This is a genomic window from Enterobacter adelaidei (genome assembly GCF_041937165.1).
Taxonomy (GTDB): domain Bacteria; phylum Pseudomonadota; class Gammaproteobacteria; order Enterobacterales; family Enterobacteriaceae; genus Enterobacter; species Enterobacter adelaidei.
In genome coordinates this window covers 1,803,992-1,830,562 of record NZ_CP154353.1, presented here as the reverse complement: position 1 = coordinate 1,830,562, position 26,571 = coordinate 1,803,992, and the positions used below count along the sequence as shown (strand labels likewise).

Annotated in this window: 30 protein-coding genes; 16 read left to right on the top strand and 14 right to left on the bottom strand. The window is 51.1% G+C overall.

What is annotated here, in order from left to right; all coding sequences use genetic code 11:
- Nucleotides 1–45 precede the first annotated feature (45 nt).
- Together AAHF05_RS08960 and msrB are read right to left on the bottom strand one after the other, a co-directional pair.
- On the bottom strand, nucleotides 46–324 hold the full coding sequence (locus AAHF05_RS08960; protein ID WP_028017183.1) for a YeaC family protein: 279 nt from the start codon (nucleotides 322–324) through the stop codon (nucleotides 46–48).
- A gap of 41 nt (nucleotides 325–365) precedes the next feature.
- The gene (gene msrB / locus AAHF05_RS08955) at nucleotides 366–779 is read right to left on the bottom strand and encodes a peptide-methionine (R)-S-oxide reductase MsrB (RefSeq protein ID WP_129324491.1); all 414 of its coding nucleotides are present in this window, start codon (nucleotides 777–779) and stop codon (nucleotides 366–368) included.
- 341 nt (nucleotides 780–1,120) lie between these two features.
- Between msrB and gapA the strand changes: the two genes are divergently transcribed.
- Complete coding sequence (gapA, locus tag AAHF05_RS08950) at nucleotides 1,121–2,116, top strand: glyceraldehyde-3-phosphate dehydrogenase (RefSeq protein ID WP_014831506.1); 996 nt, start codon at nucleotides 1,121–1,123, stop codon at nucleotides 2,114–2,116.
- A gap of 75 nt (nucleotides 2,117–2,191) precedes the next feature.
- On the top strand, nucleotides 2,192–3,076 hold the full coding sequence (locus tag AAHF05_RS08945; RefSeq protein ID WP_108090178.1) for a D-hexose-6-phosphate mutarotase: 885 nt from the start codon (nucleotides 2,192–2,194) through the stop codon (nucleotides 3,074–3,076).
- Nucleotides 3,077–3,154: 78 nt separating this feature from the next.
- Here AAHF05_RS08945 and AAHF05_RS08940 read toward each other — a convergent pair whose 3' ends face one another.
- On the bottom strand, nucleotides 3,155–3,901 hold the full coding sequence (locus AAHF05_RS08940) for a MipA/OmpV family protein (RefSeq protein ID WP_028017180.1): 747 nt from the start codon (nucleotides 3,899–3,901) through the stop codon (nucleotides 3,155–3,157).
- 431 nt (nucleotides 3,902–4,332) lie between these two features.
- On the opposite strand from AAHF05_RS08940, the gene yeaG reads away from it, so the two are divergent.
- The 3 genes from yeaG to AAHF05_RS08925 all read left to right on the top strand — a co-directional run bounded on the left by yeaG (nucleotide 4,333) and on the right by AAHF05_RS08925 (nucleotide 8,225).
- On the top strand, nucleotides 4,333–6,267 hold the full coding sequence (gene yeaG, locus AAHF05_RS08935) for a protein kinase YeaG (protein WP_028018993.1): 1,935 nt from the start codon (nucleotides 4,333–4,335) through the stop codon (nucleotides 6,265–6,267).
- 74 nt (nucleotides 6,268–6,341) lie between these two features.
- Complete coding sequence (locus AAHF05_RS08930; protein WP_028018994.1) at nucleotides 6,342–7,625, top strand: YeaH/YhbH family protein; 1,284 nt, start codon at nucleotides 6,342–6,344, stop codon at nucleotides 7,623–7,625.
- Nucleotides 7,626–7,724: 99 nt separating this feature from the next.
- Nucleotides 7,725–8,225: a YbaK/prolyl-tRNA synthetase associated domain-containing protein gene (locus tag AAHF05_RS08925; RefSeq protein ID WP_028018995.1), complete on the top strand. Its 501-nt coding sequence runs from the start codon at nucleotides 7,725–7,727 to the stop codon at nucleotides 8,223–8,225.
- 21 nt (nucleotides 8,226–8,246) lie between these two features.
- On the opposite strand, the gene yoaI is transcribed toward AAHF05_RS08925, so the two are convergent.
- Nucleotides 8,247–8,351, bottom strand: a complete 105-nt coding sequence (yoaI, locus tag AAHF05_RS08920) for a small membrane protein YoaI (RefSeq protein ID WP_010430055.1) — start codon at nucleotides 8,349–8,351, stop codon at nucleotides 8,247–8,249.
- 145 nt (nucleotides 8,352–8,496) lie between these two features.
- Between yoaI and AAHF05_RS08915 the strand changes: the two genes are divergently transcribed.
- Nucleotides 8,497–8,943, top strand: a complete 447-nt coding sequence (locus AAHF05_RS08915) for a DUF441 domain-containing protein (protein WP_008500737.1) — start codon at nucleotides 8,497–8,499, stop codon at nucleotides 8,941–8,943.
- Here the strand turns inward: AAHF05_RS08915 and AAHF05_RS08910 are convergent.
- A complete protein-coding gene (locus tag AAHF05_RS08910) occupies nucleotides 8,927–9,718 on the bottom strand; it encodes a helix-turn-helix transcriptional regulator (RefSeq protein ID WP_028018996.1) in 792 nt (263 codons plus the stop codon). The two genes, AAHF05_RS08915 and AAHF05_RS08910, sit on opposite strands and share 17 nt — an antisense overlap.
- Nucleotides 9,719–9,817: 99 nt before the next feature.
- Between AAHF05_RS08910 and AAHF05_RS08905 the strand changes: the two genes are divergently transcribed.
- Complete coding sequence (locus AAHF05_RS08905; protein WP_129324490.1) at nucleotides 9,818–11,005, top strand: CynX/NimT family MFS transporter; 1,188 nt, start codon at nucleotides 9,818–9,820, stop codon at nucleotides 11,003–11,005.
- A gap of 30 nt (nucleotides 11,006–11,035) precedes the next feature.
- Here the strand turns inward: AAHF05_RS08905 and AAHF05_RS08900 are convergent, their stop codons facing one another.
- Nucleotides 11,036–11,743 carry a CTP synthase gene (locus tag AAHF05_RS08900; RefSeq protein ID WP_129324489.1) on the bottom strand — a complete coding sequence of 236 codons (708 nt, stop codon included), beginning with the start codon at nucleotides 11,741–11,743 and terminating at the stop codon, nucleotides 11,036–11,038.
- Between the two features lie 101 nt (nucleotides 11,744–11,844).
- Here AAHF05_RS08900 and AAHF05_RS08895 point away from each other — a divergent pair, with 101 nt between their 5' ends.
- Nucleotides 11,845–12,189 (top strand): DUF488 domain-containing protein, encoded by a 345-nt coding sequence (locus AAHF05_RS08895; protein ID WP_129324488.1) that lies wholly within the window; start codon nucleotides 11,845–11,847, stop codon nucleotides 12,187–12,189.
- Here AAHF05_RS08895 and AAHF05_RS08890 read toward each other — a convergent pair whose 3' ends face one another.
- Nucleotides 12,190–12,495 carry a hypothetical protein gene (locus AAHF05_RS08890; RefSeq protein WP_129324487.1) on the bottom strand — a complete coding sequence of 102 codons (306 nt, stop codon included), beginning with the start codon at nucleotides 12,493–12,495 and terminating at the stop codon, nucleotides 12,190–12,192.
- A gap of 80 nt (nucleotides 12,496–12,575) precedes the next feature.
- Nucleotides 12,576–12,830, bottom strand: a complete 255-nt coding sequence (locus AAHF05_RS08885) for a DUF333 domain-containing protein (RefSeq protein WP_129324486.1) — start codon at nucleotides 12,828–12,830, stop codon at nucleotides 12,576–12,578.
- A 308-nt stretch (nucleotides 12,831–13,138) separates the two neighbouring features.
- Here AAHF05_RS08885 and AAHF05_RS08880 point away from each other — a divergent pair, with 308 nt between their 5' ends.
- Both AAHF05_RS08880 and AAHF05_RS08875 read left to right on the top strand, forming a co-directional pair.
- A complete protein-coding gene (locus AAHF05_RS08880; protein ID WP_129324555.1) occupies nucleotides 13,139–14,167 on the top strand; it encodes a sensor domain-containing diguanylate cyclase in 1,029 nt (342 codons plus the stop codon).
- Nucleotides 14,168–14,212: 45 nt separating this feature from the next.
- Nucleotides 14,213–14,311, top strand: a complete 99-nt coding sequence (locus tag AAHF05_RS08875) for a YoaK family small membrane protein (protein ID WP_014883431.1) — start codon at nucleotides 14,213–14,215, stop codon at nucleotides 14,309–14,311.
- A gap of 129 nt (nucleotides 14,312–14,440) precedes the next feature.
- On the opposite strand, the gene AAHF05_RS08870 is transcribed toward AAHF05_RS08875, so the two are convergent.
- The 3 genes from AAHF05_RS08870 to AAHF05_RS08860 all read right to left on the bottom strand — a co-directional run bounded on the left by AAHF05_RS08870 (nucleotide 14,441) and on the right by AAHF05_RS08860 (nucleotide 18,093).
- Nucleotides 14,441–14,689 (bottom strand): GlsB/YeaQ/YmgE family stress response membrane protein, encoded by a 249-nt coding sequence (locus AAHF05_RS08870; protein ID WP_028019003.1) that lies wholly within the window; start codon nucleotides 14,687–14,689, stop codon nucleotides 14,441–14,443.
- Nucleotides 14,690–14,974: 285 nt separating this feature from the next.
- On the bottom strand, nucleotides 14,975–16,459 hold the full coding sequence (locus AAHF05_RS08865; protein WP_374936453.1) for a diguanylate cyclase: 1,485 nt from the start codon (nucleotides 16,457–16,459) through the stop codon (nucleotides 14,975–14,977).
- Nucleotides 16,460–16,572: 113 nt separating this feature from the next.
- Complete coding sequence (locus AAHF05_RS08860) at nucleotides 16,573–18,093, bottom strand: cyclic diguanylate phosphodiesterase (protein WP_129324485.1); 1,521 nt, start codon at nucleotides 18,091–18,093, stop codon at nucleotides 16,573–16,575.
- A gap of 230 nt (nucleotides 18,094–18,323) precedes the next feature.
- On the opposite strand from AAHF05_RS08860, the gene AAHF05_RS08855 reads away from it, so the two are divergent.
- Nucleotides 18,324–19,823 (top strand): cyclic diguanylate phosphodiesterase, encoded by a 1,500-nt coding sequence (locus AAHF05_RS08855; RefSeq protein WP_129324484.1) that lies wholly within the window; start codon nucleotides 18,324–18,326, stop codon nucleotides 19,821–19,823.
- Nucleotides 19,824–20,116: 293 nt separating this feature from the next.
- On the opposite strand, the gene AAHF05_RS08850 is transcribed toward AAHF05_RS08855, so the two are convergent.
- The 3 genes from AAHF05_RS08850 to icd form a co-directional block, all read right to left on the bottom strand.
- Nucleotides 20,117–20,362 carry a DUF2543 family protein gene (locus AAHF05_RS08850; RefSeq protein ID WP_028019007.1) on the bottom strand — a complete coding sequence of 82 codons (246 nt, stop codon included), beginning with the start codon at nucleotides 20,360–20,362 and terminating at the stop codon, nucleotides 20,117–20,119.
- Nucleotides 20,363–20,436: 74 nt separating this feature from the next.
- Nucleotides 20,437–20,784, bottom strand: coding sequence for a DUF1304 domain-containing protein (locus AAHF05_RS08845; protein ID WP_129324483.1), 348 nt, complete (start codon nucleotides 20,782–20,784; stop codon nucleotides 20,437–20,439).
- Between the two features lie 77 nt (nucleotides 20,785–20,861).
- Nucleotides 20,862–22,112, bottom strand: coding sequence for an NADP-dependent isocitrate dehydrogenase (icd, locus tag AAHF05_RS08840; protein ID WP_129324482.1), 1,251 nt, complete (start codon nucleotides 22,110–22,112; stop codon nucleotides 20,862–20,864).
- A 117-nt stretch (nucleotides 22,113–22,229) separates the two neighbouring features.
- Between icd and rluE the strand changes: the two genes are divergently transcribed.
- Genes rluE through purB form a run of 5 tightly spaced genes read left to right on the top strand, consistent with a single transcriptional unit; the run spans nucleotide 22,230 to nucleotide 26,566 of the window.
- Nucleotides 22,230–22,883, top strand: coding sequence for a 23S rRNA pseudouridine(2457) synthase RluE (gene rluE, locus AAHF05_RS08835; protein WP_049007862.1), 654 nt, complete (start codon nucleotides 22,230–22,232; stop codon nucleotides 22,881–22,883).
- A 9-nt stretch (nucleotides 22,884–22,892) separates the two neighbouring features.
- A complete protein-coding gene (locus AAHF05_RS08830; RefSeq protein WP_049007863.1) occupies nucleotides 22,893–23,366 on the top strand; it encodes an NUDIX hydrolase in 474 nt (157 codons plus the stop codon).
- A gap of 40 nt (nucleotides 23,367–23,406) precedes the next feature.
- Nucleotides 23,407–24,519, top strand: coding sequence for a tRNA 2-thiouridine(34) synthase MnmA (gene mnmA, locus AAHF05_RS08825; RefSeq protein WP_128348826.1), 1,113 nt, complete (start codon nucleotides 23,407–23,409; stop codon nucleotides 24,517–24,519).
- Nucleotides 24,520–24,546: 27 nt separating this feature from the next.
- Nucleotides 24,547–25,176: a high frequency lysogenization protein HflD gene (hflD, locus tag AAHF05_RS08820; protein ID WP_028019013.1), complete on the top strand. Its 630-nt coding sequence runs from the start codon at nucleotides 24,547–24,549 to the stop codon at nucleotides 25,174–25,176.
- Nucleotides 25,177–25,195: 19 nt separating this feature from the next.
- The gene (gene purB / locus AAHF05_RS08815) at nucleotides 25,196–26,566 is read left to right on the top strand and encodes an adenylosuccinate lyase (protein ID WP_028019014.1); all 1,371 of its coding nucleotides are present in this window, start codon (nucleotides 25,196–25,198) and stop codon (nucleotides 26,564–26,566) included.
- The last annotated feature ends 5 nt before the right edge of the window (nucleotides 26,567–26,571 follow it).

The following is a 26,571-nucleotide window of genomic DNA, read 5'->3' as shown; positions in this document are numbered from 1 at the left end:
AATCAAGCCCTCTCCCTGTGGGAGAGGGCTGGGTGAGGCGCACCGTTATTGCATTTTCATTGTCGCAATCGGCTTCGGCGTGATACCAAAGTCTTCTTTCAATTCGCGCTTACTCTTCATCACCATCTGACCCTGAGTGTCGATAGTCATGTGCTGCGCATCCGTGTTATTGCGCGCCTGCCACAACATCACCAGTTGCAAACTGTTCTCTTTTTGATCCGGGGTAAGCGCAACGCCATCAGGCCATTTTCCCAGTTCTACGGCGGTAACCAGACGCTGATAAATTTCCGGCGTCATACCGTTAATCATGTCATCAATATTCACGATCTCTCCTTTTCAAAGGAATAATTTGCTGAATCGTTTTTTCAACCTTTGATCTGGTCGCCGTTTTCGTCATCAGTAAAGCTCATAGAGGCTGAGTTCACACAGAAACGTTCACCCGTTGGCTGAGGGCCATCCGGGAAGACATGACCAAGGTGCGCGTCGCAGTTTCCACAACGAATTTCGGTGCGCACCATGCCGTGTGAGGAATCTGTCAGATAGCGGATTGCGTCATCGCTTACCGGCTCATAAAAGCTCGGCCAGCCGCAGCCGGAATCAAATTTCGTTTGGGAATTGAACAGTGGGGCATCGCAGACCAGACAGTGGTAGACGCCGTCTCGCTTGTTGTGCAGTAAACGCCCGGTGAATGGCGGTTCTGTTCCGTAATTCTGGGTCACGTAAAACTGCATTTCTGTGAGGTTTTTTTTCAAATCGTCAGGGTTACGTTGGTTCGACATATGCTTACATCTCGCTGTAGAAACAGACATCTTTTAACCCGGATTCTAACAAAACATTAACACCCTTGCGTGCACTTTTGTTCTAAACTTATGTGTCGCGAAAAAGCGGTCAGGCAATTGTGATCTTGTTCACATTTTTATCCTGTGAGGACTTTAAAATCCCGGGCGCAGCCCCCATTTGGTTGCAAGCTCAAAGGGAAAGTGAGGCGAGTCAGTCGCACAAACGTTAGTCACAGGATTGATTTGTCGCAATGATTGACACGATTCCGCTTGACGCTGCGTAAGGTTTTTGTAATTTTACAGGCAACCTTTTATTCACTAACAAATAGCTGGTGGAATATATGACTATCAAAGTAGGTATCAACGGTTTTGGCCGTATCGGCCGTATTGTTTTCCGTGCTGCTCAGAAACGTTCTGACATCGAAATCGTTGGTATCAACGATCTCCTGGACGCTGAATACATGGCGTACATGCTGAAGTACGACTCAACTCACGGTCGTTTCGACGGCACCGTTGAAGTGAAAGACGGCCACCTGGTTGTTAACGGCAAAACCATCCGCGTTACTGCTGAGAAAGACCCAGCTAACCTGAAATGGAACGAAATCGGTGTTGACGTTGTTGCTGAAGCAACCGGTATCTTCCTGACCGACGAAACTGCGCGTAAACACATTACCGCGGGTGCGAAGAAAGTTGTTCTGACTGGTCCTTCCAAAGACAACACCCCAATGTTCGTTCGTGGTGCAAACTTCGAAACTTACGCTGGCCAGGATATCGTGTCTAACGCATCCTGCACCACCAACTGCCTGGCACCGCTGGCTAAAGTTATCAACGACAACTTCGGCATCATCGAAGGTCTGATGACTACTGTTCACGCGACCACCGCTACTCAGAAAACCGTTGATGGCCCGTCTCACAAAGACTGGCGTGGCGGCCGTGGCGCGGCTCAGAACATCATCCCATCCTCTACCGGTGCTGCTAAAGCTGTAGGTAAAGTACTGCCAGAACTGAATGGCAAACTGACTGGTATGGCGTTCCGCGTTCCAACTCCTAACGTATCCGTTGTTGACCTGACCGTTCGTCTGGAAAAAGCTGCTTCTTATGAAGAAATTAAGAAAGCAATCAAAGCTGCTTCCGAAGGCGCAATGAAAGGCGTTCTGGGCTACACCGAAGACGACGTTGTATCTACCGATTTCAACGGCGAAGTGTGCACTTCTGTGTTCGATGCTAAAGCTGGTATCGCACTGAACGATAACTTCGTTAAACTGGTATCCTGGTACGACAACGAAACCGGCTACTCTAACAAAGTACTGGACCTGATCGCTCACATCTCCAAATAAGTTGGGATGAGTGCTTGATCCAAAAAGGCGACTACGGTCGCCTTTTTTATTGCTTTAAAGACAGAGGATTGCGTAATGATTAATAAAATTTTTGCACTTCCGGTAGTCGAACAACTTACCCCTGTGCTCTCCCGCCGTCAGATCGACGGTGCCGATATTATCGTCGTTGACCATCCGCGCGTAAAAGCCTCCGTAGCGCTGAACGGCGCCCACCTCCTCTCCTGGAAACCTGAAGGAGAAGTTGAAGGTTTGTGGCTGAGTGATGCAACCTCTTTCAAAAAAGGGGCCGCGATCCGTGGTGGCGTGCCGATCTGCTGGCCGTGGTTCGGCCCGTCCGCGCAACCGGGTTTGCCTTCTCACGGTTTTGCCCGTAACCAGCAGTGGACGCTGAAAGCGCATAATGAAGATGACAACGGCGCAGTGCTGACCTTTGAGCTGCAGGCTAATGATGAAACCCGCGCCCTCTGGCCGCACGATTTCACCCTTTACGCCCGCTTTAAGCTGGCTAAAACCTGTGAAATTGAACTGGAAGCCCATGGCGAGTTCGAAACCACCTCTGCCCTGCACACCTATTTCAACGTGGGTGATATCAACGCAGTGAAGGTGAGCGGTCTTGGCGATACCTTTATCGACAAAGTGGACAACGCCAAAGAAGGCAAGCTCAGCGACGGGGTACAAACGTTCCCTGATCGTACCGACCGCGTATATCAGCATCCGGAAGCGTGCAGCGTGATCCATGACGGAGCCCTGAACCGCGGAATTGAAGTGGTTCACCACCATCACAGCGACGTAGTGGGCTGGAACCCAGGTCCAGCACTTTCTGTTAGCATGGCTGACGTTCCAGACGATGGTTACAAAACCTTCGTCTGCGTAGAAACGGCTTGCGTGACGACGCCGCAGAAAGCCAGCGAAGAAAAACCATCTCGTTTAGGGCAAACCATTCGCATTGTTAAGCGTTAATCTGGTTGCACCACGATAAAGCAAACGGGGCGCTTGCGCCCCGTTTTGATGCACTGACTGCACCGTATTAATGCACAATCAGAACTTGTAGGTCACACCAACAGAGAAAATGCCTGCCCAGGACTTGTCGACCATTGGGCTATCTTTCACTTCGTCGCTCAGACGCTCGTAACGACCAGTACCGTATACGTTCCAGTCACCGAGGAAGTTGTAGCTCGCGGTCAGCTCCAGGTACGGATCCCAACCATCATCTGCGCTGTAGCTTTTCAGACCGCTACGACGGGACTCGTTTTTAGAAACGCCATAGTAGTAGTCGTTGTAGTTCTCACTGTTGTACTGCACACCAATACCTGGCGTCAGGGTCAGCGCACCGTTGGTGTAGCGATAAAGCCACGCCAGATCCCAGATAAAGCCGTTGCTGTTATCCAGTGTATCTCCCGCCAGCGCGGTACGCAGGAAGCCATACTGGGTGTTATGCACATAAGAGAGACCGGCCATCATGGTGCTCTTACGCTTGTCGAGCTGACGCAAGGCGTGACTGTCACTGTCACCTGGTTTGAAGTGCGTCGGATCGTAGTAGGCCATGATCGAGAGCTTATCAGCCGTATCGTTCCACAGATAATAGCCGCCGCCCAAACCGCGGAACCAGAAATTATCGCCTTCATAGGTGACAACCGGAACGGGGTAAAGATCACGGTCATACTGTTTGTATGGGCTGTTAATGACGCCAACGCCCGCCCCAACCGTCCACTGACTTTCCGCCTGTGCGGTGCTAACTGCGGTTACGGCGAGTACGCCTAATGCCAGAAGTTTGAGTTTGGTCACAATCCATTCTTTCCTGTAGTCAAATAATCAGCGGGTGAAGTGTAACCGCCAGACCCGTACTTCCCCAAATTTTTTGCCTGCTAATCACTTTGATTAACCCGTTATTTTTCATTTTTCAGATGACAGGCCGTTTTCATTTATATGACCACCAGGTGAAGAATGCCCTTATGACTTATATCGGCAATGGAAATTTTTGGATGAGTTATTGATATGTCATTGAAATTAGATTTTATCGGCATGCAAGTTTTGCAAATGCCATCTACGCTTTAATTTAAGAAGAGTTTTCCTGAACACCCTGCGGTTCTTAGCGTCTGACCTGGCACACAGGTTGCTGCTCTGGCAGTGAGGTGCGAGAGATTCTCTTCCGGGAGCCTCCACTACTCATACGAACGGCTCTTATCCTGTGCTAAAAAACGAAAGGACGGCATGCCATGAATATATTCGATCACTATCGCCAGCGCTATGAAGCTGCCAAGGACGAAGAGTTCACACTGCAGGAGTTTCTTACCATCTGTCGGCAAGATCGCAGTGCCTATGCCAATGCGGCAGAACGGCTATTAATGGCTATTGGTGAGCCAAACATGGTTGATACTGCCCTGGAACCCCGGCTTTCCCGTCTCTTTTCGAATCGGGTGGTCGCCCGATATCCGGCGTTTGAAGAGTTCTATGGTATGGAAGATGCCATCGAACAGATTGTCTCGTATCTGAAGCATGCCGCCCAGGGTCTGGAAGAGAAGAAACAGATCCTCTATTTACTGGGCCCAGTGGGGGGTGGTAAATCATCTCTGGCTGAACGCCTGAAATCACTGATGCAGCGCGTCCCTATTTATGTGCTGAGTGCGAACGGAGAACGCAGCCCGGTAAACGACCATCCGCTGTGTCTGTTTAACCCGCAGGAAGATGCGCAAATTCTGGATAAAGAATTTGGCATCCCGCGTCGTTATCTTGGCACTATTATGTCGCCGTGGGCGGCAAAACGTCTGCATGAGTTTGGTGGCGACATTACCAAATTCCGCGTAGTGAAAGTGTGGCCATCCATTCTGGAACAGATTGCCATCGCCAAAACGGAACCCGGCGATGAGAACAACCAGGACATCTCAGCCCTGGTGGGGAAAGTCGATATTCGTAAGCTGGAAAACTTTGCGCAAAACGACCCGGATGCCTATGGCTATTCTGGCGCCCTGTGCCGGTCAAACCAGGGGATCATGGAATTCGTAGAGATGTTTAAAGCACCGATTAAAGTGCTGCATCCTCTGCTGACGGCCACCCAGGAAGGGAACTACAACGGGACGGAAGGTATCTCCGCCCTGCCGTTTAACGGCATCATTCTGGCACACTCAAACGAATCAGAATGGGTGACCTTCCGTAACAACAAAAATAATGAGGCGTTCCTTGACCGTGTTTATATCGTCAAAGTGCCTTATTGCCTGCGGATCTCTGAAGAGATCAAAATTTACGAGAAACTGCTTAACCACAGTGAGCTGGTACATGCCCCTTGCGCGCCCGGTACTCTGGAGACCCTCTCACGCTTCTCCATCCTGTCGCGCCTGAAAGAGCCGGAAAACTCCAGCATCTACTCGAAAATGCGCGTTTACGATGGTGAAAGCCTGAAAGACACCGACCCGAAAGCGAAGTCGTATCAGGAATACCGTGATTACGCCGGGGTCGACGAAGGGATGAACGGTCTGTCTACGCGTTTCGCGTTTAAGATCCTCTCCCGCGTCTTTAACTTCGACCATGCGGAAGTGGCCGCTAACCCGGTTCATCTGTTCTATGTACTGGAACAGCAAATCGAACGTGAGCAGTTCCCGCAGGAACAGGCTGAACGCTACCTTGAGTTCCTGAAAGGCTACCTGATCCCGAAATACGCCGAGTTCATTGGCAAAGAGATCCAGACGGCCTACCTGGAATCCTATTCAGAATACGGGCAGAACATTTTCGACCGTTATGTCACCTATGCTGACTTCTGGATCCAGGATCAGGAGTACCGCGACCCGGATACCGGCCAGTTGTTTGACCGTGAATCCCTGAACGCAGAGCTGGAAAAAATCGAGAAACCTGCCGGGATCAGCAACCCGAAAGACTTCCGCAACGAGATTGTGAACTTCGTGCTGCGCGCCAGAGCGCATAACAGCGGACGTAACCCGAACTGGACCAGCTACGAAAAACTGCGCACGGTTATTGAGAAGAAAATGTTCTCCAATACCGAAGAGCTGTTGCCGGTTATTTCGTTTAACGCCAAAACCTCAACCGATGAGCAGAAAAAGCACGACGACTTTGTCGACCGTATGATGGAAAAAGGCTACACCCGCAAGCAGGTTCGCCTGCTCTGCGAATGGTATCTGCGTGTGCGTAAATCGTCTTAAAACAAGTGCCCGGTAGGCACTCGCGCTTACCGGGCCTACAAAATGCAAGTTGGCAAATGCAGTACGGGGGGTATATGACCTGGTTTATTGACCGGCGTCTTAACGGCAAAAACAAGAGCACGGTGAACCGCCAGCGCTTCTTGCGCCGTTATAAAGCGCAAATTAAACAGTCTATCTCCGAGGCCATCAACAAACGCTCGGTGACTGACGTCGACAGCGGCGAATCTGTCTCCATCCCTACCGATGACATCAGCGAACCGATGTTTCATCAGGGGCGTGGCGGACTGCGCCATCGCGTACACCCAGGTAATGACCACTTCGTTCAGAACGACAGAATTGAGCGTCCTCAGGGCGGCGGCGGTGGTTCAGGAAGCGGTCAGGGACAGGCCAGCCAGGATGGTGAAGGTCAGGACGAGTTTGTCTTCCAGATTTCGAAAGATGAATATCTCGACCTGCTGTTTGAGGATCTGGCGCTGCCGAATCTGAGAAAGAATCAGCATCGTCAGCTTAACGAGTACAAAACCCATCGCGCGGGCTATACCGCCAATGGCGTACCCGCCAATATCAGCGTCGTGCGTTCATTGCAGAATTCACTGGCGCGACGCACGGCCATGACGGCAGGTAAACGTCGCGAACTGCGCGAACTCGAAAGCAACCTGAAAGTCGTGGAAAACACGGAACCGGCACAACTGCTGGAAGAGGAGCGCCTGCGTAAAGAGATTGCTGAGTTGAGGGCGAAGATCGATCGGGTGCCGTTTATCGACACCTTCGACCTGCGCTACAAGAACTACGAAAAACGTCCGGAGCCGTCCAGCCAGGCCGTGATGTTCTGTCTGATGGACGTCTCCGGTTCAATGGACCAGGCCACCAAAGATATGGCGAAGCGTTTTTATATTCTGCTCTACCTGTTCCTGAGCAGAACCTATAAGAACGTGGAGGTGGTCTATATTCGCCACCACACGCAGGCCAAAGAGGTGGATGAGCATGAGTTCTTCTACTCCCAGGAGACCGGGGGAACCATTGTATCAAGCGCACTGAAGCTAATGGATGAAGTGGTAAAAGAGCGTTACGACCCGGCGCAGTGGAACATTTATGCCGCGCAGGCCTCGGATGGCGATAACTGGGCAGATGACTCGCCGCTGTGTCATGAAATTCTGGCGAAGAAAATTCTGCCCGTCGTGCGTTACTACAGCTATATCGAAATTACCCGTCGTGCGCACCAGACCCTGTGGCGGGAATATGAACATCTGCAATCTATGTTCGATAACTTTGCCATGCAGCATATCCGTGACCAGGATGACATCTATCCGGTGTTCAGGGAGCTGTTCCACAAGCAATCGGCAACCAGCAATGCTTGACCCTACAGCCAGCGAATTCGCTGGCTGTTTTCTTTCGACCCCGTTCATCCCGTGCTAATGTAGAAAACTGCATACTAAATTATCACCGGGAAAATCGTTATGTCTGATGACGTTATTGGGACAGGGACTCACCAGCAGCTGATCGCTTTACTCACCGAGCAGGGCGCGCGGTTTCGCGTCATGGAGCACGAGGCGGTCGGGAAATGTGAGGCGGTGAGTGAAATTCGCGGGACCGATCTCAGGCAAGGCGCTAAAGCTCTGGTCTGCAAAGTAAAGGGAAACGGTGTAAAAAAACACGTTCTGGCGATCCTGGCCGCCGATCTGCAGGCCGACCTGAGCCAGCTTGCCAGCCATTTTGGCGGATTAAAAGCGTCTCTCGCCAGCCCGGCCGAAGTTGATACTCTGACCGCCTGCGTTTTCGGCGCTATCCCGCCTTTCAGCTTCCATCCCGATCTGACGCTGGTTGCCGACCCGCTGCTGTTCGAGCGTTTTGACGAGATCGCGTTCAACGCCGGTCTGCTGGATAAATCTGTGATTATGGATACCCAGGATTATCTGCGTATCGCCCGTCCTGAGCTTGTGACGTTCCATAAGGCCTAATCACACAGGCTGGCATTTCTGTCAGCCTTTTCTTTCCAGAAACAGAACAGAGGCAACGAGAATAACGGCAATTGCGAAAAACGACGATGAGATAATTAGCGTCTCAACAAACATGTGATCGTTCATGATAGCGACCCCTTTTGCGATTTCTGTCTTCGTTTTAATCCGCGTAAATGACAAGGTTATGACAGTGATGAGATCTTTTAAAAACTGTCCTCCGCCGTTTTTCCGCGTAAAGTAAGCAGGATGATTTTTTTGGCAAGGATTCCCTATGTTTGACCCTACTCTGCTCATTCTTCTGGCGCTCGCCGCGCTCGGCTTTATCAGCCATAACACCACCGTCGCCATCTCGATTCTGGTGCTTATCATCGTGCGCGTGACGCCCTTAAACACCTTTTTCCCGTGGATAGAAAAACAAGGCCTCACTATCGGGATAATCATACTTACCATTGGTGTGATGGCTCCCATTGCCAGCGGTACGCTGCCTGCCTCAACGCTGCTGCACTCGTTTGTAAACTGGAAATCGCTGGTGGCGATTGCGGTCGGTATTTTTGTCTCGTGGTTGGGGGGGCGTGGCGTCACGCTGATGAGCAGTCAGCCCTCGCTGGTGGCGGGTCTGCTGGTGGGAACTGTGCTGGGTGTAGCGCTGTTTCGCGGCGTGCCAGTGGGCCCGCTGATTGCAGCGGGGCTGGTCTCACTGTTTATTGGGAAGTCGTAGTCAGGTTAGCCATATAACGTGCCGGTGTCTGGCCAAGCCCCTTCCTGAACATGGTGATAAATGCGGTGGTAGAGTCATAGCCCAGTGTCTGTGCCACCTGCTGTACCGACTTCCCGCTAATCAAATGCTGTAGCGCCACAATTAGCTGCAGCTGATGACGCCAGCGGCGAAAGCTTAAACCGGTTTCTTTCACCACCAGCCGCGCCAGATTGCGTTCGCTCATGGCAAAGTGGCTCGCCCACTGTGCCAGCGTCTGCCAGGCGGCAGGTTCTTCCGCCATCTTTTCACTCATCAGCCGGATTTTGGGATGAGGTGAAACGGGTAACTGCAAATGCTCCTGACGCTGCAGCGGCAGTTCATCAAATAAGACATCCACCAGGCGTGACGTAGCCGCAAGATGAAGCTGTTCACGCGACTTTTCTGCCAGAGATAAAATCAGTTCCCGTACCAGGGGAGAGATTTTCAGGGTGCAGCAGCGATCGGGCAAACTGGCAGCACCGGGTTCAATGAATAAAAAACAGAGCTGTGCTCCCGGCGTAGCCCTGTTACTGTGCGGCATCTGGCCGGGGATCCAGACAGCATACTGAGGCGGTACCATCAGCATGGCATTTTCCACTTCGCAGGTGATAGCACCACCAAGGGCCAGAATCAACTGCCCCTTACGGTGATGATGCAATGGAATATATTGTTCCTCCGCCACCACGCGGATGCGGAACGCGATGGCCGCATCGTGCTGGCTATCAGGATCGTAGCCATCCAGTCCCAGACCGATCATCATGTTGTCCGATATTAGCGATAAACTGTCATTTTAGCCTGATTTCAACCACTGAGAAAATCGGTATTGTGTTCCCTCGCTTGAACGTATGAGAACACAATGACAACTGCTATTCGCATCTCTGGAAAACAAAGCGCGCTGTTGATTGCAGGCATCCTGATGATTGCCACCACGCTGCGCGTTACCTTCACCGGGGCAGCCCCGCTGCTCGACGCTATTCGCCTTGATTATGGCTTAAGCACGGCACAAACCGGTCTGCTGACCACCCTGCCTCTGCTGGCTTTTGCGCTTGTCTCCCCGCTCGCCGCAGGTGTCGCCCGGCGTATCGGCATGGAGCGAAGCCTGTTTATCGCCCTGCTGCTGATTTGCGCCGGGATTGCGGTTCGCTCCCTGCCCTCGGCAACGTTGCTTTTCATGGGTACGGCGGTAATTGGCTGCGGTATTGCGCTGGGGAATGTTCTGCTGCCGGGATTAATTAAACGTGATTTTCCAGGTCAGGTAGCCCGTCTCACCGGGGCCTATTCCCTGACGATGGGAGTCTCTGCGGCGTTAGGCTCTGCGCTGATTGTTCCTCTGGCACAAGGTGACGCTGGCTGGCATGGCGCACTGCTGATGCTGATGGTGTTTCCCCTGATTGCACTGCTGCTCTGGCTGCCACAGTGGCGTCAGAAACACGTCGCGACGGTAACGGGCGCTGGGGCGTTGCATAATCGCGCGATCTGGCGCTCTGCTCTCGCCTGGCAGGTGACGCTGTTTTTGGGGATTAACTCGCTGATTTACTACGTTATCATCGGCTGGCTGCCGGCGATATTACTCAGCCACGGATACAGCGAAGCACAGGCCGGCTCGGTGCATGGTCTGTTACAGCTCGCCACCGCCGTACCAGGTCTTGCTGTGCCGTTGATCCTCCATCGTCTGAAGGATCAGCGGATAATCGCCGGGGTTGTGGCCCTGATGTGTGCAGTCAGCGCGGCAGGATTGTGGTTCGTACCTGAGATGGCAGTCCTGTGGACACTGGTGTTCGGCTTTGGCACCGGCGCAACGATGATCCTCGGCCTGACGTTCATCGGCCTGCGCGCCAGCTCTGCACACCAGGCTGCGGCGTTATCCGGTATGGCGCAGTCAATTGGCTATCTGCTCGCTGCCTGCGGTCCACCATTGATGGGAAAAATTCACGATACTGCGGGAGACTGGCGCATCCCACTTCTGGGCTGCGCGTTGGCTGCGGTGGTCATGGCCATCTGCGGTATGCTCGCCGGGCGTGACCGGGAGATCACGCCCCGTTAAACATTGTGGCGGGCCGTCGGGCCTGCTTTTTTAGCCGCGCGCCGCGCGCAGCATCGCCTGTACCAGTACCACCGGGCGACCTTCCAGTGCCGCACGCTCATGCTGGAATAAGGTGATCACAAAGAAGGGGTGGGTAACCAACTCTGCAGCGCGGATCTCACCCTGCTCATCCCAGCCAGTCACGCGCATATCACCGTTTTCAAGCGCCTGTGCAAACGCCGGCGATACGCCATAGTTACAATGATAGCCCTCTTCAATTTCCGGCTTACCATAGGCTTTCGCGATCAGCGTGTTATTACGCAGCTCAATGGCATCGGTTTTTTCCACCAGCGAACAGGCCAAAGGTGCAATCACCATGGTGCCTTCGGTATCCGTTTCGGCATGTGCCGCATCGCTCCAGCCCAATACGTTACGGGCATACTCAATCAACGCATGCTGGAACCCACCGCAGGTACCGAGGAACGGAATGCTGTTTTCACGGGCGTAGCGTGCCGCGATAAAGGCAGCTTCCGTGTTTTTATAGGGGCTTGCAGGAACCAGCCAGATGGCATCGTACCCTACCAGATATTCAGGACTGGTCAGTTCGGTCGTGGCAAGCCAGTCGTAATCGGCGGTGAGATCGAGGACTGCGGCGGCGTCGTCAATGGCCAGCGGAATCGCCTGATGTGCAATAACATCAGGATTGTAATCGCCAACCAGCGCAATGCGCAGCGTCGTTTTAACCGGGAGGTGTTCCATGAAAGGTTCCTTATGCCAGGGAATTATCAGATAACATAAGGAACCTCAGACTACCGATCTTCTGCAATTATCACAATACCTTAAATTAGGAGGGAGGAAATATGATTCAATGTAAACGGGTCTATGAGCAGGCAAGTCCGGACGATGGCTATCGTGTTCTGGTGGACAGGCTCTGGCCGCGCGGGGTTAAAAAAACGGACCTCGCGTATGATGAATGGTGTAAAACGCTCACGCCTTCAAGTGAATTACGCAAGGCCTTCCACGGCGAAGCCATTGATTTCGATGCCTTCAGCCAGGCCTATCGTGAAGAGCTGGCGCAGCATAAGGACGAAGGGATGCGCCTGGCGGCGCGGGCTAAAAAGCAGACCGTCACCCTGCTCTACGGGGCGAAAAACAAGGCACAAAATCATGCCCTGATATTAGCCGACTGGCTGCGCCAGCTGTGATCAGCCAATCGTCAGTTCATCAAGGGTTTGCGGTGTTTCATCCGGGGTAAGCGGCATCAGGTGTTCAGGGCGAACAAATGCAAAGCCGTGCTGATTGTCAAAGGCGTAGACATCTCCCGTTACCAGCCATAGCGCGCGATCCGCCGTCGCGGGCAGTTCCGTCATAACACCATTGACCGGGTTAAAGAAACGCAAGCCGGGCTGGCAAAGACCAAACAATTCAACGGATTTACCAATATTGCGACGGCCAGAGGCTGTGCGGGCACCGATGATCATCGCCATGCTGCCCGGTTTAAGCTGAAACATACTTATCTCACGGTAAAGGTGGCCAGAAACTGGCTAAGAATAATCCTAAAGAGAAGTGTATCGCAGTCAATATGTCATTGTCACCTGGTGGGTTGCGGATGATCGCGACGATAAAGTGTCCATTCATCGATCACTTCGCCACCCGGTAACTTGCACTCCGTGCGGACACCCTGTGGGCTTTGAACCGGGATCTGTTCCCCGCCTTTCTCCAGACAATAAACGGAGGCCGGGTTTGCCATACCGACAACGTGTGGTGGTTTCGGGGCATCAGGTGGTGTTGTTTTTGTGGTGCAGGCAACCAGGGGGAACGCCAGCGCCAGAAGCAGAAATCTCATCTTATTGATCCTTTTGACATCATCAATAGTGTAAGGGTAACGGGTCACTCGCGCTTTCTCCATGGTTTCTCCATTTTAACTGCACTTTTCAACGCTATAGTGTGGCGTGTTCTCAACATGACCAGAGAACATCATTCCGTAATCAAGATGTCTTTGCCCCGGTCTCAACAACGGGGCTTTTTTTCGCCTGCGCCTCTCCCCCTTCATATATTAAATTTTCTGTATTCATGTTTTACTATGCCAGAAGTCTAAAAATTCAGCATAACATGCAGATGCAGACGCCTTCTGCATGGGAGTCATTCTACGTCATGTCGGATATCATCCTTGCCCGTGTTTCAGAAACCCTCGCCACTGAACAATCCCTTGAAAGTCTCGTTCGTCAACTGCTGGAGATGCTGGAAATTGTGACCGATATGGAGTCGACCTATCTGACGAAGGTCGATATCAAAGCACGACTGCAGAATATTCTCTATGCTCGCAACAGCAAGCAGATGGAGATCCCGGAGGGACTGAGTGTTCCATGGGATGAAACACTGTGTAAGCGCGCACTGGATAGCAACACGCTATTCAGCAATGATGTTCCTGAACGTTGGCCTGATTGCGAGGCTGCGAAAGCGCTTGGCATTACCACCTACATGAGTATTCCTGTTCATCTTGCTGATGGTTCACTTTACGGAACGCTCTGCGCCACCAGCACGGCAAAGAAACCGCTCAGCGAGCGCGGCGAACAGGTTCTGAAATTGTTCGCCGGGTTGATTGCCCAGTACATTCAGAAAGAGTCTCTGGTGGCCCAGCTTCGGGAAGCCAATGCCGCGCTCATCGCGCACTCTTATACCGATGCCCTTACCCGCTTACCCAACCGTCGAGCCATTTTTGAGGATCTGACGACCCTGTTTTCTCTGGCGCGACACCTTAAACGTAATGCCATCATCGCGTTTATTGACCTGAATGATTTCAAACTGATTAACGATCGTTACGGGCATGAAGCTGGCGACCAGTTCCTGGTTGAAGTGGGCAAGCGTTTGACGGAAGAAAAACAGCAGGACGATATCATTGGCCGGTTGGGCGGCGATGAGTTCCTGGTGGCTTCTCTGAGCAAAACGGGCAATGAAGGTGATAGCACGCAGATAAGCCTGCTAAAAACACGCCTCAGCGCCTGCATTGCGGGTGAATACTGGTTGGGCAGTGTCCATATCATTTACCCGGGAGCCAGCATTGGCGTTATCGAAGTTGATCCTGACGTAACCGATCCGGACAGTGCGTTACACGCCGCTGATATCGCGATGTATCAGGATAAGAAAGGAAAAAGCAAAACACGCTTTCTCACTATGGATTAACCCCGTACACTCTACGGCGTTATAGAAACCGAAACAGGTGATGATATGAGAATAGGGATCCTCTTCCCGGTCGTTATTTTTATAACGGCTGTGGTTTTTCTGGCGTGGTTTTTTGTCGGTGGTTACGCGGCACCAGGGGCATAAATGAGAAAAACAACCCTCATTATGTTGATCGTTGCCATTGGGGCTTTTGCCGGTACACAGCTCGGCTGGTGGTAAACCCGCTACGTAAAAAAGGCTGCCCTCTGGCAGCCTTTTTCAACGCGTTCAGATTTAGCTTTTGATTTTTCTGTAGACAAACAGAACAACCAGCGCACCAATCACTGCAACGACAAAGCTGCCGAAGTTAAAGCCATCGACCTTGCCAAAACCGAACAGCGTACTGATCCAGCCGCCGACGACCGCGCCGACAATCCCCAGTATTACGGTAACAATAAACCCACCGCCATCTTTGCCCGGCATGATCCACTTCGCCAGAATACCCGCAATAAGCCCAAAGATAATCCAGGATAAAATTCCCATAACTTTCCTCTCTGTATGGTTTTTGTCATTAAATCAACGACACAAAAAGAATAGCACAGGATCAGAGAAAGAAAATTTGTGATAAGCATCACAGTGAGAGAGCGTCTGTTTATTCACCAACAAAAAAGAGCGTTTCACATAAATTGTGGGGTTGCATCTTTTGTTGAGAAAGATTATCTTTCTCAACACTGAGTAGTTGAGTAAAAGACTCAAGTATTCAGTACGACATTGCTCACATTGCTTCCAGTATTTCTTGCCCACTCTTGAGTGGGCTTTTTTTTCTGCTCATACCCCAACAAAAGCGTACTGGTTACGGCCGGCGCGTTTTGCCTGATAAAGCGCCTGGTCTGCAGCAATGATAATACTCTGCTGGCTACCGGCTATTTCTACAGCACGTGCAGTGGAGACCCCTACGCTTACCGTTACCCGCCCAAAAGGACTAAAAGCATGTTCAATTTGTAAAGAGAAGACATTGCGAATAATCGTCTGAGCAATACGCCGCGCCTCCTGGATATCTGCATCAGGTAAGATCAGCGCAAACTCCTCCCCGCCATACCGCGCCACAATCTGGTTATCACGGGTAAGACTTTTCCTGAGAGTGTCTCCCATTAGAGCCAGGCAACGATCCCCTTCAGGATGGCCATAGTTATCATTGTATTTTTTGAAGTAATCCACATCCACGATCAGCACCGAAATCGGCGCACCGCGCGCTATGCAACCCGCAATTTCCGAGAGTATTTTTTCATCAAAACTGCGGCGGTTGAAAAGGCCCGTCAGCGCATCTTCAGAGGCAATAATCTTCAGCTCTTTGTTATCTCTGGTTTTTCGTGATAAATCCGAATACAGGAAATACGACGCCACAATGAGTATTACGGTAAAAACGAAAATAAGAACGGCAAGCTGAATAGCCTGCTTGCGCCAGGGAGAGAGTGCTTCATCGGTGCTGACGGCCACCGTGGTGACCAGTCCGTAACGTGTGTTTTTCTCATAGGCATAAATGCGTTCGATTTTATCAAACCGGGAAATAGAACTGGCGATCCCGGTATTTTGTACCTTGAGATATTTTCTGAAGAGAGGCGAATCAGAGACAATCGCGCCAATATAGTTATTTTTAAAGGGATAACGGACCAGCAAGACGCCTGACTGTGTCGTTAAGCCAATGACGCCAGAATGACCAATATTAATCTGCCCGTAGAGCGCCAGAAAGTTTTCGATGCCCAGTGTCACAACGACGACACCATTAAACGCTCCGGTATGGGTTTCAAGGCGTCGGCTAATGGTGATAACCCATTTACCATTAGTTCTGCTTACCACAGGCTCACCAATAAAAATCTGCTGACTCTTATTATTCTTGTGGTAGATAAAAAAAGCCCTGTCCACTCCTTTCCGGGGGCCAGAAAAAGTTTCGTGCAATGCGGTAAAGAGTTCGCCCCGGACATCGTAAACAGCCACATTATTAATCTGGGTAAGGAGATTATCCTGGTTGCTTATCATCCGCTGGATATTGGTCGCCTGTTGTGGGGTCATGCCATAAATTTCGATTATGTCGGAAACCGTCGTAATCAGCATTTCGCTTTGGCGCATGATCCCCTCAGTATACACATCCAGGGTATGACTCAGGTTGGCAACGCTGGTATTAATTTGCTGGATTGACTGCTGTCTGGATGTGCTAATTTGGACAGCAAGCGAAAGCGAGATGATCAATGAGACAATGATGACGGTAATGGTTGTTGTGTAGAAAGTATTTTTTACATGCACGAGCTTTTCCACCTTATCACGCCTGACATCCCTGGCTGACAACTCTTGTCACTGTAACAAAGCTCAGGATAAGAGGAAAATGAATTGCACTTAAGCATACAACAGAAGCTGGCCTTAATTGCATTTTACAAACTCATAGTCTCCCTGGGCTTAGATAAAATGACTTTAATAAAGTCAATATAGGAGACGGGCTTACCAAAATAGTATCCCTGCAAAAGGGTAATCTCATTACGGTTGAGATACTCCAGTTGCTCCCTCGTTTCTACGCCTTCAGCCACAATGCGCAATGACAGTTTTTTAGCCAGATCAATGACGCAGTCCAGCAGAATCGTTGAATCCTTCTCCTCAGAGACCCGGTTTACAAAGCTCTTATCAATTTTAATATAATCAATAGCCAGTGCATTAAGGCACGAAAGCCCTGAATAGCCCGTCCCAAAATCATCCAGTGCAATGACAAAGCCAGCGTTATGTAGCGTGTTGAGATTTTCCACAAGATGAGGATTATCGATCAACGGTTCACGCTCCGTTACCTCGAGGACCAGTTTAACTTCTTTCCCCTGAAACCCCTTTCCGAAGACACGACAGTCACCAATGAAAGAAGGTGCATTGATATGTCTGGCGCTGATGTTAACCCCGATGTGAAACCCGTCTGGTAGCTTAGGCAGAAGCGGCTTTAGCTGGTTGACCACCTTCGCCATTAACCCTTTGGTCAGAGGAATAATCAAACCGCTCCGTTCCGCAATCGGAATGAAAACATCCGGCGGGATAAAACCCGATTTTGGATGCTTCCATCTTGCTAATACCTCAACACCGTACAGCCCACCGGTATCACCATTGACGATCGGCTGATAATAAGGAACGATCTCTCCGTGCAAAATGGCTTTCCGCAGATCGTCTTCAAATGAGGAGCTTTTCCCCTTGTAACGACGGATCAAAAATCCAACCGTAACGGACAATGCGAGAATGAGCAGTATCAGGCTCCATCCTTGTTGCAGTAATCGCGTCAGACTGAAAAAAGCGGGTGGCTGCCAGACCACGCTAAACGGGAAATGCGCCGATGCCGTTAACGCCCCTGCCCATGAGGCGGCTTTCCAGTCCCTCACATCACCGGTGCGCGCAAGCATTCTTTCACCTACAACCAACGCCATGTCAGCGCTATTTGTTGCGCTTGCAATCACATCCCGCAAATGTGCGTCACTTACGCTGACAATCACGCGCCCATCCGCGATCGGCATCTGGAAAATGAGAACCGGAATACCATTCACCAGTCGATTACCCGGTAACAGCATCAATGTTTCGTTGGGTAACGTTTGAGGACGAACAATTAATACGCCATTTCCCGGCAGTGAGGTACAAATGATTTGGCCTTGCTGCTGGATCATCACGGCACGCAGATGCGGTTTCAGTGCGGCTTCTGTCCCCAGCTCCAGCTGTCCGTCACGGGTACATCCCTGTGCAGCAACATGCTTAGCGGTATTGGCGGCACTGACAGCTTCAGCAAGAATATTATCTATTTTTTGAGTGCTTGCGGCGGCGGTCTGGGTGTAACTGAGTGTAGCCATATGCCATAACTGCCAGTTAATAATTAACATGCCACTCAGAAAGAGAAATAAAGCGCAGAGGATGGGCATCATAAGGTTGCGCATGATTTTTCCTTACCAGAAAAACAAGTAGGGTTCCTGAAAAAGGCGCTATGTTTAACTCAGCGTTGCATATAGCATTAAAAATAGCTTAGTCAAAAGCTATCTTAAAAAACTGATGCTTTTGCATGAGTTATCGTTCTGAATGTGATCAACGGGCGTGACTATCAGGCTTGTGCCTGGTCCTGTCTGTGTTAGGATTTGTAAAATGAGGGAGCAGACAGGATAACGGGAAAATGAAAAAGATCATTGCTGTTGCTATCATTTCAACGCTTCTGGTCGTTCTGTCTCTTTATGCGGTCAATGCGGTTATCGTTAGCCAGCAGAAGAGCAAACAGCTTGAGATTTCCCATACGCTTTTACAATATTCAGAAGACCTGTCCCAAAACGTGGCACTGGCTCTCAAAAGCATCACTACACAGGGATGTGATAAAACCAGTCTTGATAGTTACAGGCAAATAAAACTCGACAGCCTCTATTTTGGTGATGTCGGATTCATAGAGAAAGGAAAAATAGTCTGTACTGCTTTTTGGGGTAAACTCGCTACTCCTGTTGCACTTCCTGCAGAACTGCATAAAACCCCAAGGGGCTTTCTTCTGGCCCAGTTTGACAAAAAAGAGTTTTTTACCGGTAACGCGGCAATTTATCATAACATTATTATCTTCACCTCCCGCTACGCTTACGATAAATTCTCTCCGGTTACAGCGAGTTACTCTCTGAGTGCAACCACCAAAGACTTTGGCAGAACATTCTTTTCGACCCCCCCTGCGTTTAAGCAACAGGACTTGCTGCATTCGACATTGTTTACCATCACCCTCACGCAGTGCAGCGCTTTCTGGGATTTATGCGTCATTGTGAAACATCACAACGCAGGGCTTGCTTCGCTATCTCCCGTTGTGTTTACGTTTCTTGTGGTCATTTTGTATTTTATCTGGGTAGCGATAACGTTCTTTTTCTTCCGCATTTATGAAGACCGTTTTTCTCTCGAACGAACGCTGGTCAAGGCTGTCATCACCAATACCATCAGTGTTAAATATCAGCCAATCATTCGAATTCAGGATAAAAAAATAGTGGGCATTGAGGTTCTGTCGAGATGGCACGATCAAAAACACGGTGATGTCTCCCCGGAGCTTTTTATTCCATTAATCAAGAAGATTGGCCTGTATAGAAAATATTACATTAATATTATCGAAAAATCCCTTTTAGAAATTGCACCACTTGCAACAAAACATCAACTGGTCGTCTCACTCAACGTTGGCCGAACGGAAATCGAAGACGGGCAATTCATTGCTATCTTACGTCGCGCGTGTTTAATTCATCGCATTCCACTCTCCTTGATAAAAATCGAACTCTCTGAAAAGGCCGTTTCCACTGTAGATATTCTTGAAGAATTCTGTCGGGAATTAAAATCTCTTGGCATAAAGGTATCAATAGATGATTTTGGTGTGCAAAATTCAAATCTGGCCAGACTGTCACTTCTGGAATATGATGAAATCAAAATCGACAAATCGCTGGTCGATGGCATCAGTGAACATTATAAGCAGAACATCTTTGTTATTTTTAGTGATGCCCTTGCCCGACTGAATAAATCCCTTGTTTTTGAAGGGGTAGAGAATGAAATACAATATCGTTTTATTGCCGACAGATATCCCGATGCCCTGGTTCAGGGATGGTATTTCTCAAAATCACTGACCCGCAGTGAGCTGGCGCAGAAACTTGTCGGAGTCGCGCGGTAGCCACTGATGTCTGGCGTGCCCATGTTTTTTCGGATCAGGCATTTTCATTCCTCGCCCAAAAACATATAGTTGTAACAATCAGACGGTAGATTACCCTGAAGCACACTCTTATTTTGGTTAAAAACGTGAAATTATCCTTACTATTACCAGTGGTACTTTTCTGTCTGACCGTTATTTTCGCGTTGTTTATCGACGCCCCCGCTTCACATATTCTGCGTAAAAAATGCATGTGGTCTGATAGCGTGATGCTGAGCTGCATAGCAAAGCATCAGCATAATGGCTTTTGAGGAAGACTATTCATTCCCCCACTGATTGAGGAAATTCGCAATATCATCAATGCGGGAAGCACGGATCCCGGCCTCAGTGGCCATCTCCTGCTGGGCTTCCTCGCTGATCTCCTCGTTATTTGATAAACGGGTGAGCAGCAGCTGGAAATAATGTGCCAGCGCATCGAGCTCTGATTCAGCGACCTGCTCTGCGGCTTCCGTCGCGTACTCATCGGCAATATCATAATATTTCAGTGGGATATCGTTATTCATAACTATCTCGTTGCTAACCTGTAAGGGTAAAGCCATCAGTATATCGGACGCCTTACCTCAACCAAAGCATTGCTTCAGATGAGTAACGCAAGCAGCGCAGCGAGAGCGGGCACGGCCTGTACATACAAAATTTTTCGGCTGGCGGTGGCTGCGCCAAAGAGCCCGGCGATCAGCACGCAGGTCAGGAAGAAGATGGCCACATGAACGCCCTTTTCACCGAGCCAGAGGCTCCAGAGCAGACCAGCCGCCAGAAAACCGTTATACAGCCCCTGATTTGCGGCCAGCACGCGGGTGTCGCGCGCAAAATCGGGACGCAGATTAAAAGCCTTGTGCCCTGTTTCGGTGTTCCACAGAAACATTTCCAGCACAAGAATGTAGAGATGGATGAATGCAACGACAGCGATAAGGACAGTGGCTAACATCGTGTTGTCTCCTGCAGGCAGAGGTAAAAAAAACGGGAACCCTCAGGCCCCCGCTCTTGTTTAACCCAGAATCTGGATTACATGTTCGCGATAATCGCGTCGCCAAACTCTGAACATTTCAGCAGCTTAGCGCCTTCCATCAGACGTTCGAAGTCATAGGTAACGGTTTTCGCGTTAATCGCGCCTTCCATTCCTTTGACGATCAGGTCTGCGGCTTCGAACCACTCCATATGACGCAGCATCATTTCTGCGGACAGGATGATAGAACCTGGGTTCACTTTGTCCTGGCCTGCATATTTTGGTGCAGTACCGTGGGTCGCTTCGAACAGGGCGCACTCGTCACCGATGTTCGCGCCCGGGGCAATACCGATACCGCCAACCTGTGCCGCCAGGGCATCAGAAATGTAGTCACCGTTCAGGTTCATACAGGCGATCACGTCGTATTCAGCAGGACGCAGCAGGATTTGCTGCAGGAACGCATCGGCGATCACATCTTTAATGATGATCTCTTTGCCAGTGTTCGGGTTCTTGATTTTCTGCCACGGGCCGCCGTCGATCAGCTCACCACCGAACTCTTCTTTCGCCAACTGGTAACCCCAGTCTTTGAACGCGCCTTCGGTGAACTTCATGATGTTGCCTTTGTGAACCAGGGTCACAGAGTCACGGTCGTTGGTGATGGCGTACTCGATGGCCGCACGTACCAGACGCTTGGTGCCTTCTTCGGAGCACGGCTTGATACCGATACCGCAATGTTCAGGGAAGCGAATTTTCTTCACGCCCATCTCATCGCGCAGGAATTTAATCACTTTTTCTGCGTCTGCAGAGTCAGCTTTCCATTCGATACCTGCGTAGATGTCTTCTGCATTTTCGCGGAAGATAACCATGTCGGTCAGTTCAGGGTGCTTAACCGGGCTCGGGGTGCCCTGGTAGTAACGAACCGGACGCAGACACACGTACAGGTCCAGCTCCTGACGCAGTGCAACGTTCAGAGAACGGATACCGCCACCGACAGGTGTGGTCAGTGGGCCTTTAATAGCAACGCGGTAGTCGCGGATCAGGTCCAGCGTCTCCGCTGGCAGCCAGACGTCCTGGCCATAAACTTGAGTAGATTTTTCACCGGTGTAAATTTCCATCCAGGAAATTTTACGCTCGCCTTTGTAGGCTTTCTCAACAGCGGCATCAACCACTTTCAGCATTGCCGGGGTAACGTCTACACCGATACCGTCACCTTCGATGAACGGGATAATCGGATTGTGAGGAACGTTAATCTTGCCGTTTTGCAGGGTGATCTTTTTACCTTCCGCCGGAACAACTACTTTGCTTTCCATTAACCTCTCCTTCGAGCGCTTCTGGTTGTTACTGATCTTATGTTAATAAATTGTAATGAGCCCTTCGATAGTACCTGATTGTCCGACGCCATGAAAGGTCTTCGTTATTAGGCTATAATGCGGCAATTGATAGAGCCTGAAAATACCATGAAGAAAACTTCTTTTACAAAACACCGGGTTGAGCGATTCAGCTCGCGACAAGCCGCCAGAAGACCGCAAGAAAGCCAGCCGAAGCGGGTTATTTTGTTCAATAAACCCTACGATGTTTTGCCGCAATTCACTGATGAAGCCGGGCGCAGCACGCTTAAGGATTACATTCCAGTCCAGGGCGTCTATGCTGCCGGGCGTCTGGACCGTGACAGCGAAGGCCTGATGGTCTTAACTAACGACGGCGCCCTACAGGCGAAGCTCACGCAGCCGGGGAAGCGCACGGGTAAAATTTACTTCGTACAGGTAGAAGGTGAACCGGATGAAGAGACGCTGGCTACATTACGCAGCGGCGTCACGCTGAATGACGGTCCCACTCTGCCGGCAGGTATTGAACGCGTGAATGAACCGGAGTGGCTGTGGCCGCGTAACCCGCCCATTCGCGAACGCAAATCCATTCCGACAAGCTGGCTCAAAATTACCCTTTATGAAGGCCGAAACCGTCAGGTTCGGCGCATGACCGCACACGTTGGCTTCCCTACCCTGCGCCTGATTCGCTACGCCATGGGCAACTACACGCTGGAGAGCCTGGCTAACGGTGAATGGCGGGACGCTACCTCCTAAGGAGTCACTATGTTCAAACCTCATGTCACTGTCGCCTGTGTCGTTCACGCGCAAGGTAAATTCCTGGTCGTCGAGGAGACGATTGGCGGCAAAGCCTTATGGAACCAGCCCGCAGGACACCTCGAAGAAAACGAAACGCTGCTGCAGGCCGCAAAACGCGAGCTGTGGGAAGAGACGGGGATCCATGCCGAACCTCAGCACTTCATCCGCCTGCACCAGTGGATAGCGCCTGACCACACGCCGTTCCTGCGCTTTTTATTCGCCGTTGAGCTTAACGAAATGTGCGCCACAGAGCCGCAGGATGATGATATCGACCGCTGCCTGTGGGTCACTGCTGACGAGATCCTGAACGCGCCAAACCTGCGCTCGCCGCTGGTTGCGGAAAGCATTCGCTGCTGGCAGTCTTCTGGCCGCTTACCGCTGGATGTTATCGGAGAATTTAACTGGCCGTTTACAGAGGGTGTCAATGGTGGGGGGGCGTGATAGAATACGCCGCCTTGAAGTTCAATGTCGTGAGTATTCCATGTCAGATAACAGCCAGAAAAAAGTAATCGTCGGCATGTCCGGCGGTGTCGATTCCTCCGTTTCCGCCTACCTGTTACAACAACAGGGCTATAAGGTGGAGGGCCTGTTCATGAAGAACTGGGAGGAAGATGATGGCGAGGAATACTGCACTGCCGCTGCGGATCTCGCCGATGCGCAGGCCGTATGCGACAAGCTCGGCATTGAACTGCACACCGTTAACTTTGCCGCAGAATACTGGGACAACGTTTTTGAACTGTTCCTGGAAGAGTACAAAGCAGGCCGTACGCCAAACCCGGATATTCTGTGCAACAAAGAGATCAAATTTAAAGCCTTCCTGGAATTCGCGGCGGAAGATCTGGGCGCAGACTTCATTGCGACCGGTCACTACGTGCGTCGTGCCGATGTGAATGGCAAAAGCCAGCTGCTGCGCGGCCTGGACGGTAACAAAGATCAAAGTTACTTCCTCTATACGCTGAGCCACGAGCAAATCGCCCAGAGCCTGTTCCCGGTCGGCGAGCTGGAAAAGCCGCAGGTGCGTAAAATCGCCGAAGAGCTGGACCTGATCACCGCGAAGAAAAAAGACTCTACCGGTATCTGCTTCATCGGCGAGCGCAAATTCCGCGATTTCCTGGGGCGTTACCTGCCTGCGCAGCCAGGTAAAATTGTTACCGTCGACGGGGAAGAGATTGGCCAGCATCAGGGGCTGATGTACCACACCTTAGGCCAACGTAAAGGCCTGGGTATCGGCGGGACGAAAGAAGGTAGCGAAGATCCGTGGTACGTGGTCGACAAAGATGTCGAAAACAATATTCTAGTTGTCGCTCAGGGTCACGACCACCCGCGTCTGATGTCCGTTGGCCTGATCGCGCAACAGCTGCACTGGGTCGATCGCGAACCGCTGAAAGGCACGCTGCGCTGCACGGTGAAAACGCGCTACCGTCAGACCGATATTCCTTGCACTGTTACTGCGCTCGATGACGATCGCATTGACGTGCGATTCGACGAGCCTGTTGCTGCTGTCACCCCGGGTCAGTCTGCTGTTTTCTATAGCGGCGAAATCTGCCTGGGTGGCGGGATCATTGAACAGCGCCTGCCGCTGACCGCTGTTTAACACGATTGCACACATAAAGGAGACCGTGTGGCGAAGAACTACTATGACATCACCCTGGCACTGGCGGGAATTTGCCAGTCTGCCCGTCTGGTGCAACAGCTGGCGCATCAGGGTCATTGCGACGCTGATGCGCTGCACGTTTCACTCAACAGCGTTATCGACCTCAACCCCGGCTCAACCCTGGGTGTCTTCGGTGGGAGTGAAACTAATCTTCGTCTCGGTCTTGAAACCCTGCTTGGCGTGCTGAACGCCAGTAGCCGTCAGGGATTAAACGCAGAGTTGACCCGCTACACGTTAAGCCTGATGGTGCTTGAGCGTAAACTGAGCGCAGCGAAAGGTGCGCTCAATACGCTTGGTGACCGCATTGCCGGGTTGCAACGTCAGCTCGACCATTTTGATCTGCAGTCCGAAACGCTGCTGAGTGCCATGGCTGCCATTTATGTTGACGTCATTAGCCCACTTGGCCCGCGTATTCAGGTCACCGGTTCCCCTGCTGTTCTGCAAAGCCCTCAGGTCCAGGCAAAAGTGCGTGCCTCCCTGCTGGCCGGGATCCGCGCCGCTGTGCTGTGGCATCAGGTTGGCGGCGGCCGCCTGCAGTTAATGTTTTCTCGTAATCGCCTGACTACTCAGGCAAAACAAATTCTTGCTCATTGTTAACCTCCCGGAGTTGCGAATTATGGAATTATCCTCACTGACCGCCGTATCCCCTGTCGATGGACGCTATGGCGATAAAGTCAGCGCGCTGCGCGGGATCTTCAGCGAATATGGTTTGCTGAAGTTCCGTGTTCAGGTTGAAGTACGCTGGCTGCAAAAGCTAGCCGCCCAGGCAGCAATCAAGGAAGTTCCTGCTTTTGACGCCCAGGCAAACGATTACCTTGATAAAATCGTTGCTGACTTCAACGAAGAAGATGCCGCGCGTATCAAAACCATCGAGCGCACCACCAACCATGACGTGAAAGCGGTTGAGTATTTCCTGAAAGAGAAAGTGGCTGCTGTGCCTGCTCTGCATGCCGTATCTGAATTCATTCATTTCGCCTGCACATCAGAAGATATCAACAACCTGTCTCACGCGCTGATGCTCTCTACCGCACGCAAAGATGTGGTACTGCCTTACTGGCGTAAAATCATCGACGCGGTAAAAGCGCTGTCCGTGGAATACCGCGACATTCCGCTGCTCTCCCGTACCCACGGCCAGCCAGCCACCCCATCCACGATGGGTAAAGAGATGGCGAACGTCGCGTATCGTATGGAGCGCCAGTATCGTCAGCTGGAACAGGTTGAAATTCTGGGTAAAATCAACGGTGCGGTCGGTAACTATAACGCCCACATCGCCGCATACCCGGAAGTGGACTGGCATCAGTTCAGCGAAGAGTTCGTCACCTCTTTGGGTATTCAGTGGAACCCGTACACTACCCAGATTGAGCCGCATGACTACATCGCCGAACTGTTTGACTGCATCGCCCGCTTCAACACCATTCTGATCGATTTCGATCGTGACGTGTGGGGCTACATCGCGCTGAACCACTTCAAACAGAAAACCATCGCCGGTGAAATTGGTTCTTCTACCATGCCTCACAAAGTGAACCCAATCGACTTCGAAAACTCAGAAGGCAACCTTGGTCTGGCGAACGCCGTGTTGCAACATATGGCAAGCAAACTGCCGGTTTCCCGCTGGCAGCGCGACCTGACAGACTCCACCGTTCTGCGTAACCTGGGTGTGGGCATTGGCTACGCGCTGATTGCTTACCAGTCCACCCTGAAAGGCGTGAGCAAACTGGAAGTGAACCGTGACCGTCTGCTGGACGAACTGGATCACAACTGGGAAGTTCTGGCTGAGCCAATCCAGACCGTGATGCGTCGTTACGGTATCGAAAAACCGTACGAGAAACTGAAAGAGTTGACTCGCGGTAAACGCGTTGACGCTGAAGGCATGAAACAGTTCATCGACAGTCTGGCATTGCCAGAAGAAGAGAAAACCCGCCTGAAAGCGATGACCCCGGCGAATTACATTGGTCGCGCCATCACCATGGTTGATGAACTGAAGTAAAAGCC

Excerpts from the sequence above, each read along its gene's own strand:
- AAHF05_RS08945 (WP_108090178.1), top strand. The coding sequence starts at position 2,192 with ATGATTAATAAAATTTTTGCACTTCCGGTAGTCGAACAACTTACCCCT.
- mnmA (WP_128348826.1), top strand. The coding sequence starts at position 23,407 with ATGTCAGATAACAGCCAGAAAAAAGTAATCGTCGGCATGTCCGGCGGT.
- AAHF05_RS08885 (WP_129324486.1), bottom strand. The coding sequence starts at position 12,830 with ATGAGATTTCTGCTTCTGGCGCTGGCGTTCCCCCTGGTTGCCTGCACC.
- gapA (WP_014831506.1), top strand. The coding sequence starts at position 1,121 with ATGACTATCAAAGTAGGTATCAACGGTTTTGGCCGTATCGGCCGTATT.
- icd (WP_129324482.1), bottom strand. The coding sequence starts at position 22,112 with ATGGAAAGCAAAGTAGTTGTTCCGGCGGAAGGTAAAAAGATCACCCTG.
- AAHF05_RS08850 (WP_028019007.1), bottom strand. The coding sequence starts at position 20,362 with ATGAATAACGATATCCCACTGAAATATTATGATATTGCCGATGAGTAC.
- AAHF05_RS08900 (WP_129324489.1), bottom strand. The coding sequence starts at position 11,743 with ATGGAACACCTCCCGGTTAAAACGACGCTGCGCATTGCGCTGGTTGGC.
- AAHF05_RS08895 (WP_129324488.1), top strand. The coding sequence starts at position 11,845 with ATGATTCAATGTAAACGGGTCTATGAGCAGGCAAGTCCGGACGATGGC.
- rluE (WP_049007862.1), top strand. The coding sequence starts at position 22,230 with ATGCGGCAATTGATAGAGCCTGAAAATACCATGAAGAAAACTTCTTTT.
- AAHF05_RS08925 (WP_028018995.1), top strand. The coding sequence starts at position 7,725 with ATGTCTGATGACGTTATTGGGACAGGGACTCACCAGCAGCTGATCGCT.
- AAHF05_RS08860 (WP_129324485.1), bottom strand. The coding sequence starts at position 18,093 with ATGCGCAACCTTATGATGCCCATCCTCTGCGCTTTATTTCTCTTTCTG.
- AAHF05_RS08910 (WP_028018996.1), bottom strand. The coding sequence starts at position 9,718 with ATGATCGGTCTGGGACTGGATGGCTACGATCCTGATAGCCAGCACGAT.
- purB (WP_028019014.1), top strand. The coding sequence starts at position 25,196 with ATGGAATTATCCTCACTGACCGCCGTATCCCCTGTCGATGGACGCTAT.
- AAHF05_RS08875 (WP_014883431.1), top strand. The coding sequence starts at position 14,213 with ATGAGAATAGGGATCCTCTTCCCGGTCGTTATTTTTATAACGGCTGTG.
- yoaI (WP_010430055.1), bottom strand. The coding sequence starts at position 8,351 with ATGAACGATCACATGTTTGTTGAGACGCTAATTATCTCATCGTCGTTT.
- AAHF05_RS08890 (WP_129324487.1), bottom strand. The coding sequence starts at position 12,495 with ATGTTTCAGCTTAAACCGGGCAGCATGGCGATGATCATCGGTGCCCGC.
- AAHF05_RS08870 (WP_028019003.1), bottom strand. The coding sequence starts at position 14,689 with ATGGGAATTTTATCCTGGATTATCTTTGGGCTTATTGCGGGTATTCTG.
- AAHF05_RS08830 (WP_049007863.1), top strand. The coding sequence starts at position 22,893 with ATGTTCAAACCTCATGTCACTGTCGCCTGTGTCGTTCACGCGCAAGGT.
- AAHF05_RS08845 (WP_129324483.1), bottom strand. The coding sequence starts at position 20,784 with ATGTTAGCCACTGTCCTTATCGCTGTCGTTGCATTCATCCATCTCTAC.
- AAHF05_RS08855 (WP_129324484.1), top strand. The coding sequence starts at position 18,324 with ATGAAAAAGATCATTGCTGTTGCTATCATTTCAACGCTTCTGGTCGTT.
- yeaG (WP_028018993.1), top strand. The coding sequence starts at position 4,333 with ATGAATATATTCGATCACTATCGCCAGCGCTATGAAGCTGCCAAGGAC.
- AAHF05_RS08915 (WP_008500737.1), top strand. The coding sequence starts at position 8,497 with ATGTTTGACCCTACTCTGCTCATTCTTCTGGCGCTCGCCGCGCTCGGC.
- AAHF05_RS08880 (WP_129324555.1), top strand. The coding sequence starts at position 13,139 with ATGTCGGATATCATCCTTGCCCGTGTTTCAGAAACCCTCGCCACTGAA.
- AAHF05_RS08930 (WP_028018994.1), top strand. The coding sequence starts at position 6,342 with ATGACCTGGTTTATTGACCGGCGTCTTAACGGCAAAAACAAGAGCACG.
- AAHF05_RS08905 (WP_129324490.1), top strand. The coding sequence starts at position 9,818 with ATGACAACTGCTATTCGCATCTCTGGAAAACAAAGCGCGCTGTTGATT.
- msrB (WP_129324491.1), bottom strand. The coding sequence starts at position 779 with ATGTCGAACCAACGTAACCCTGACGATTTGAAAAAAAACCTCACAGAA.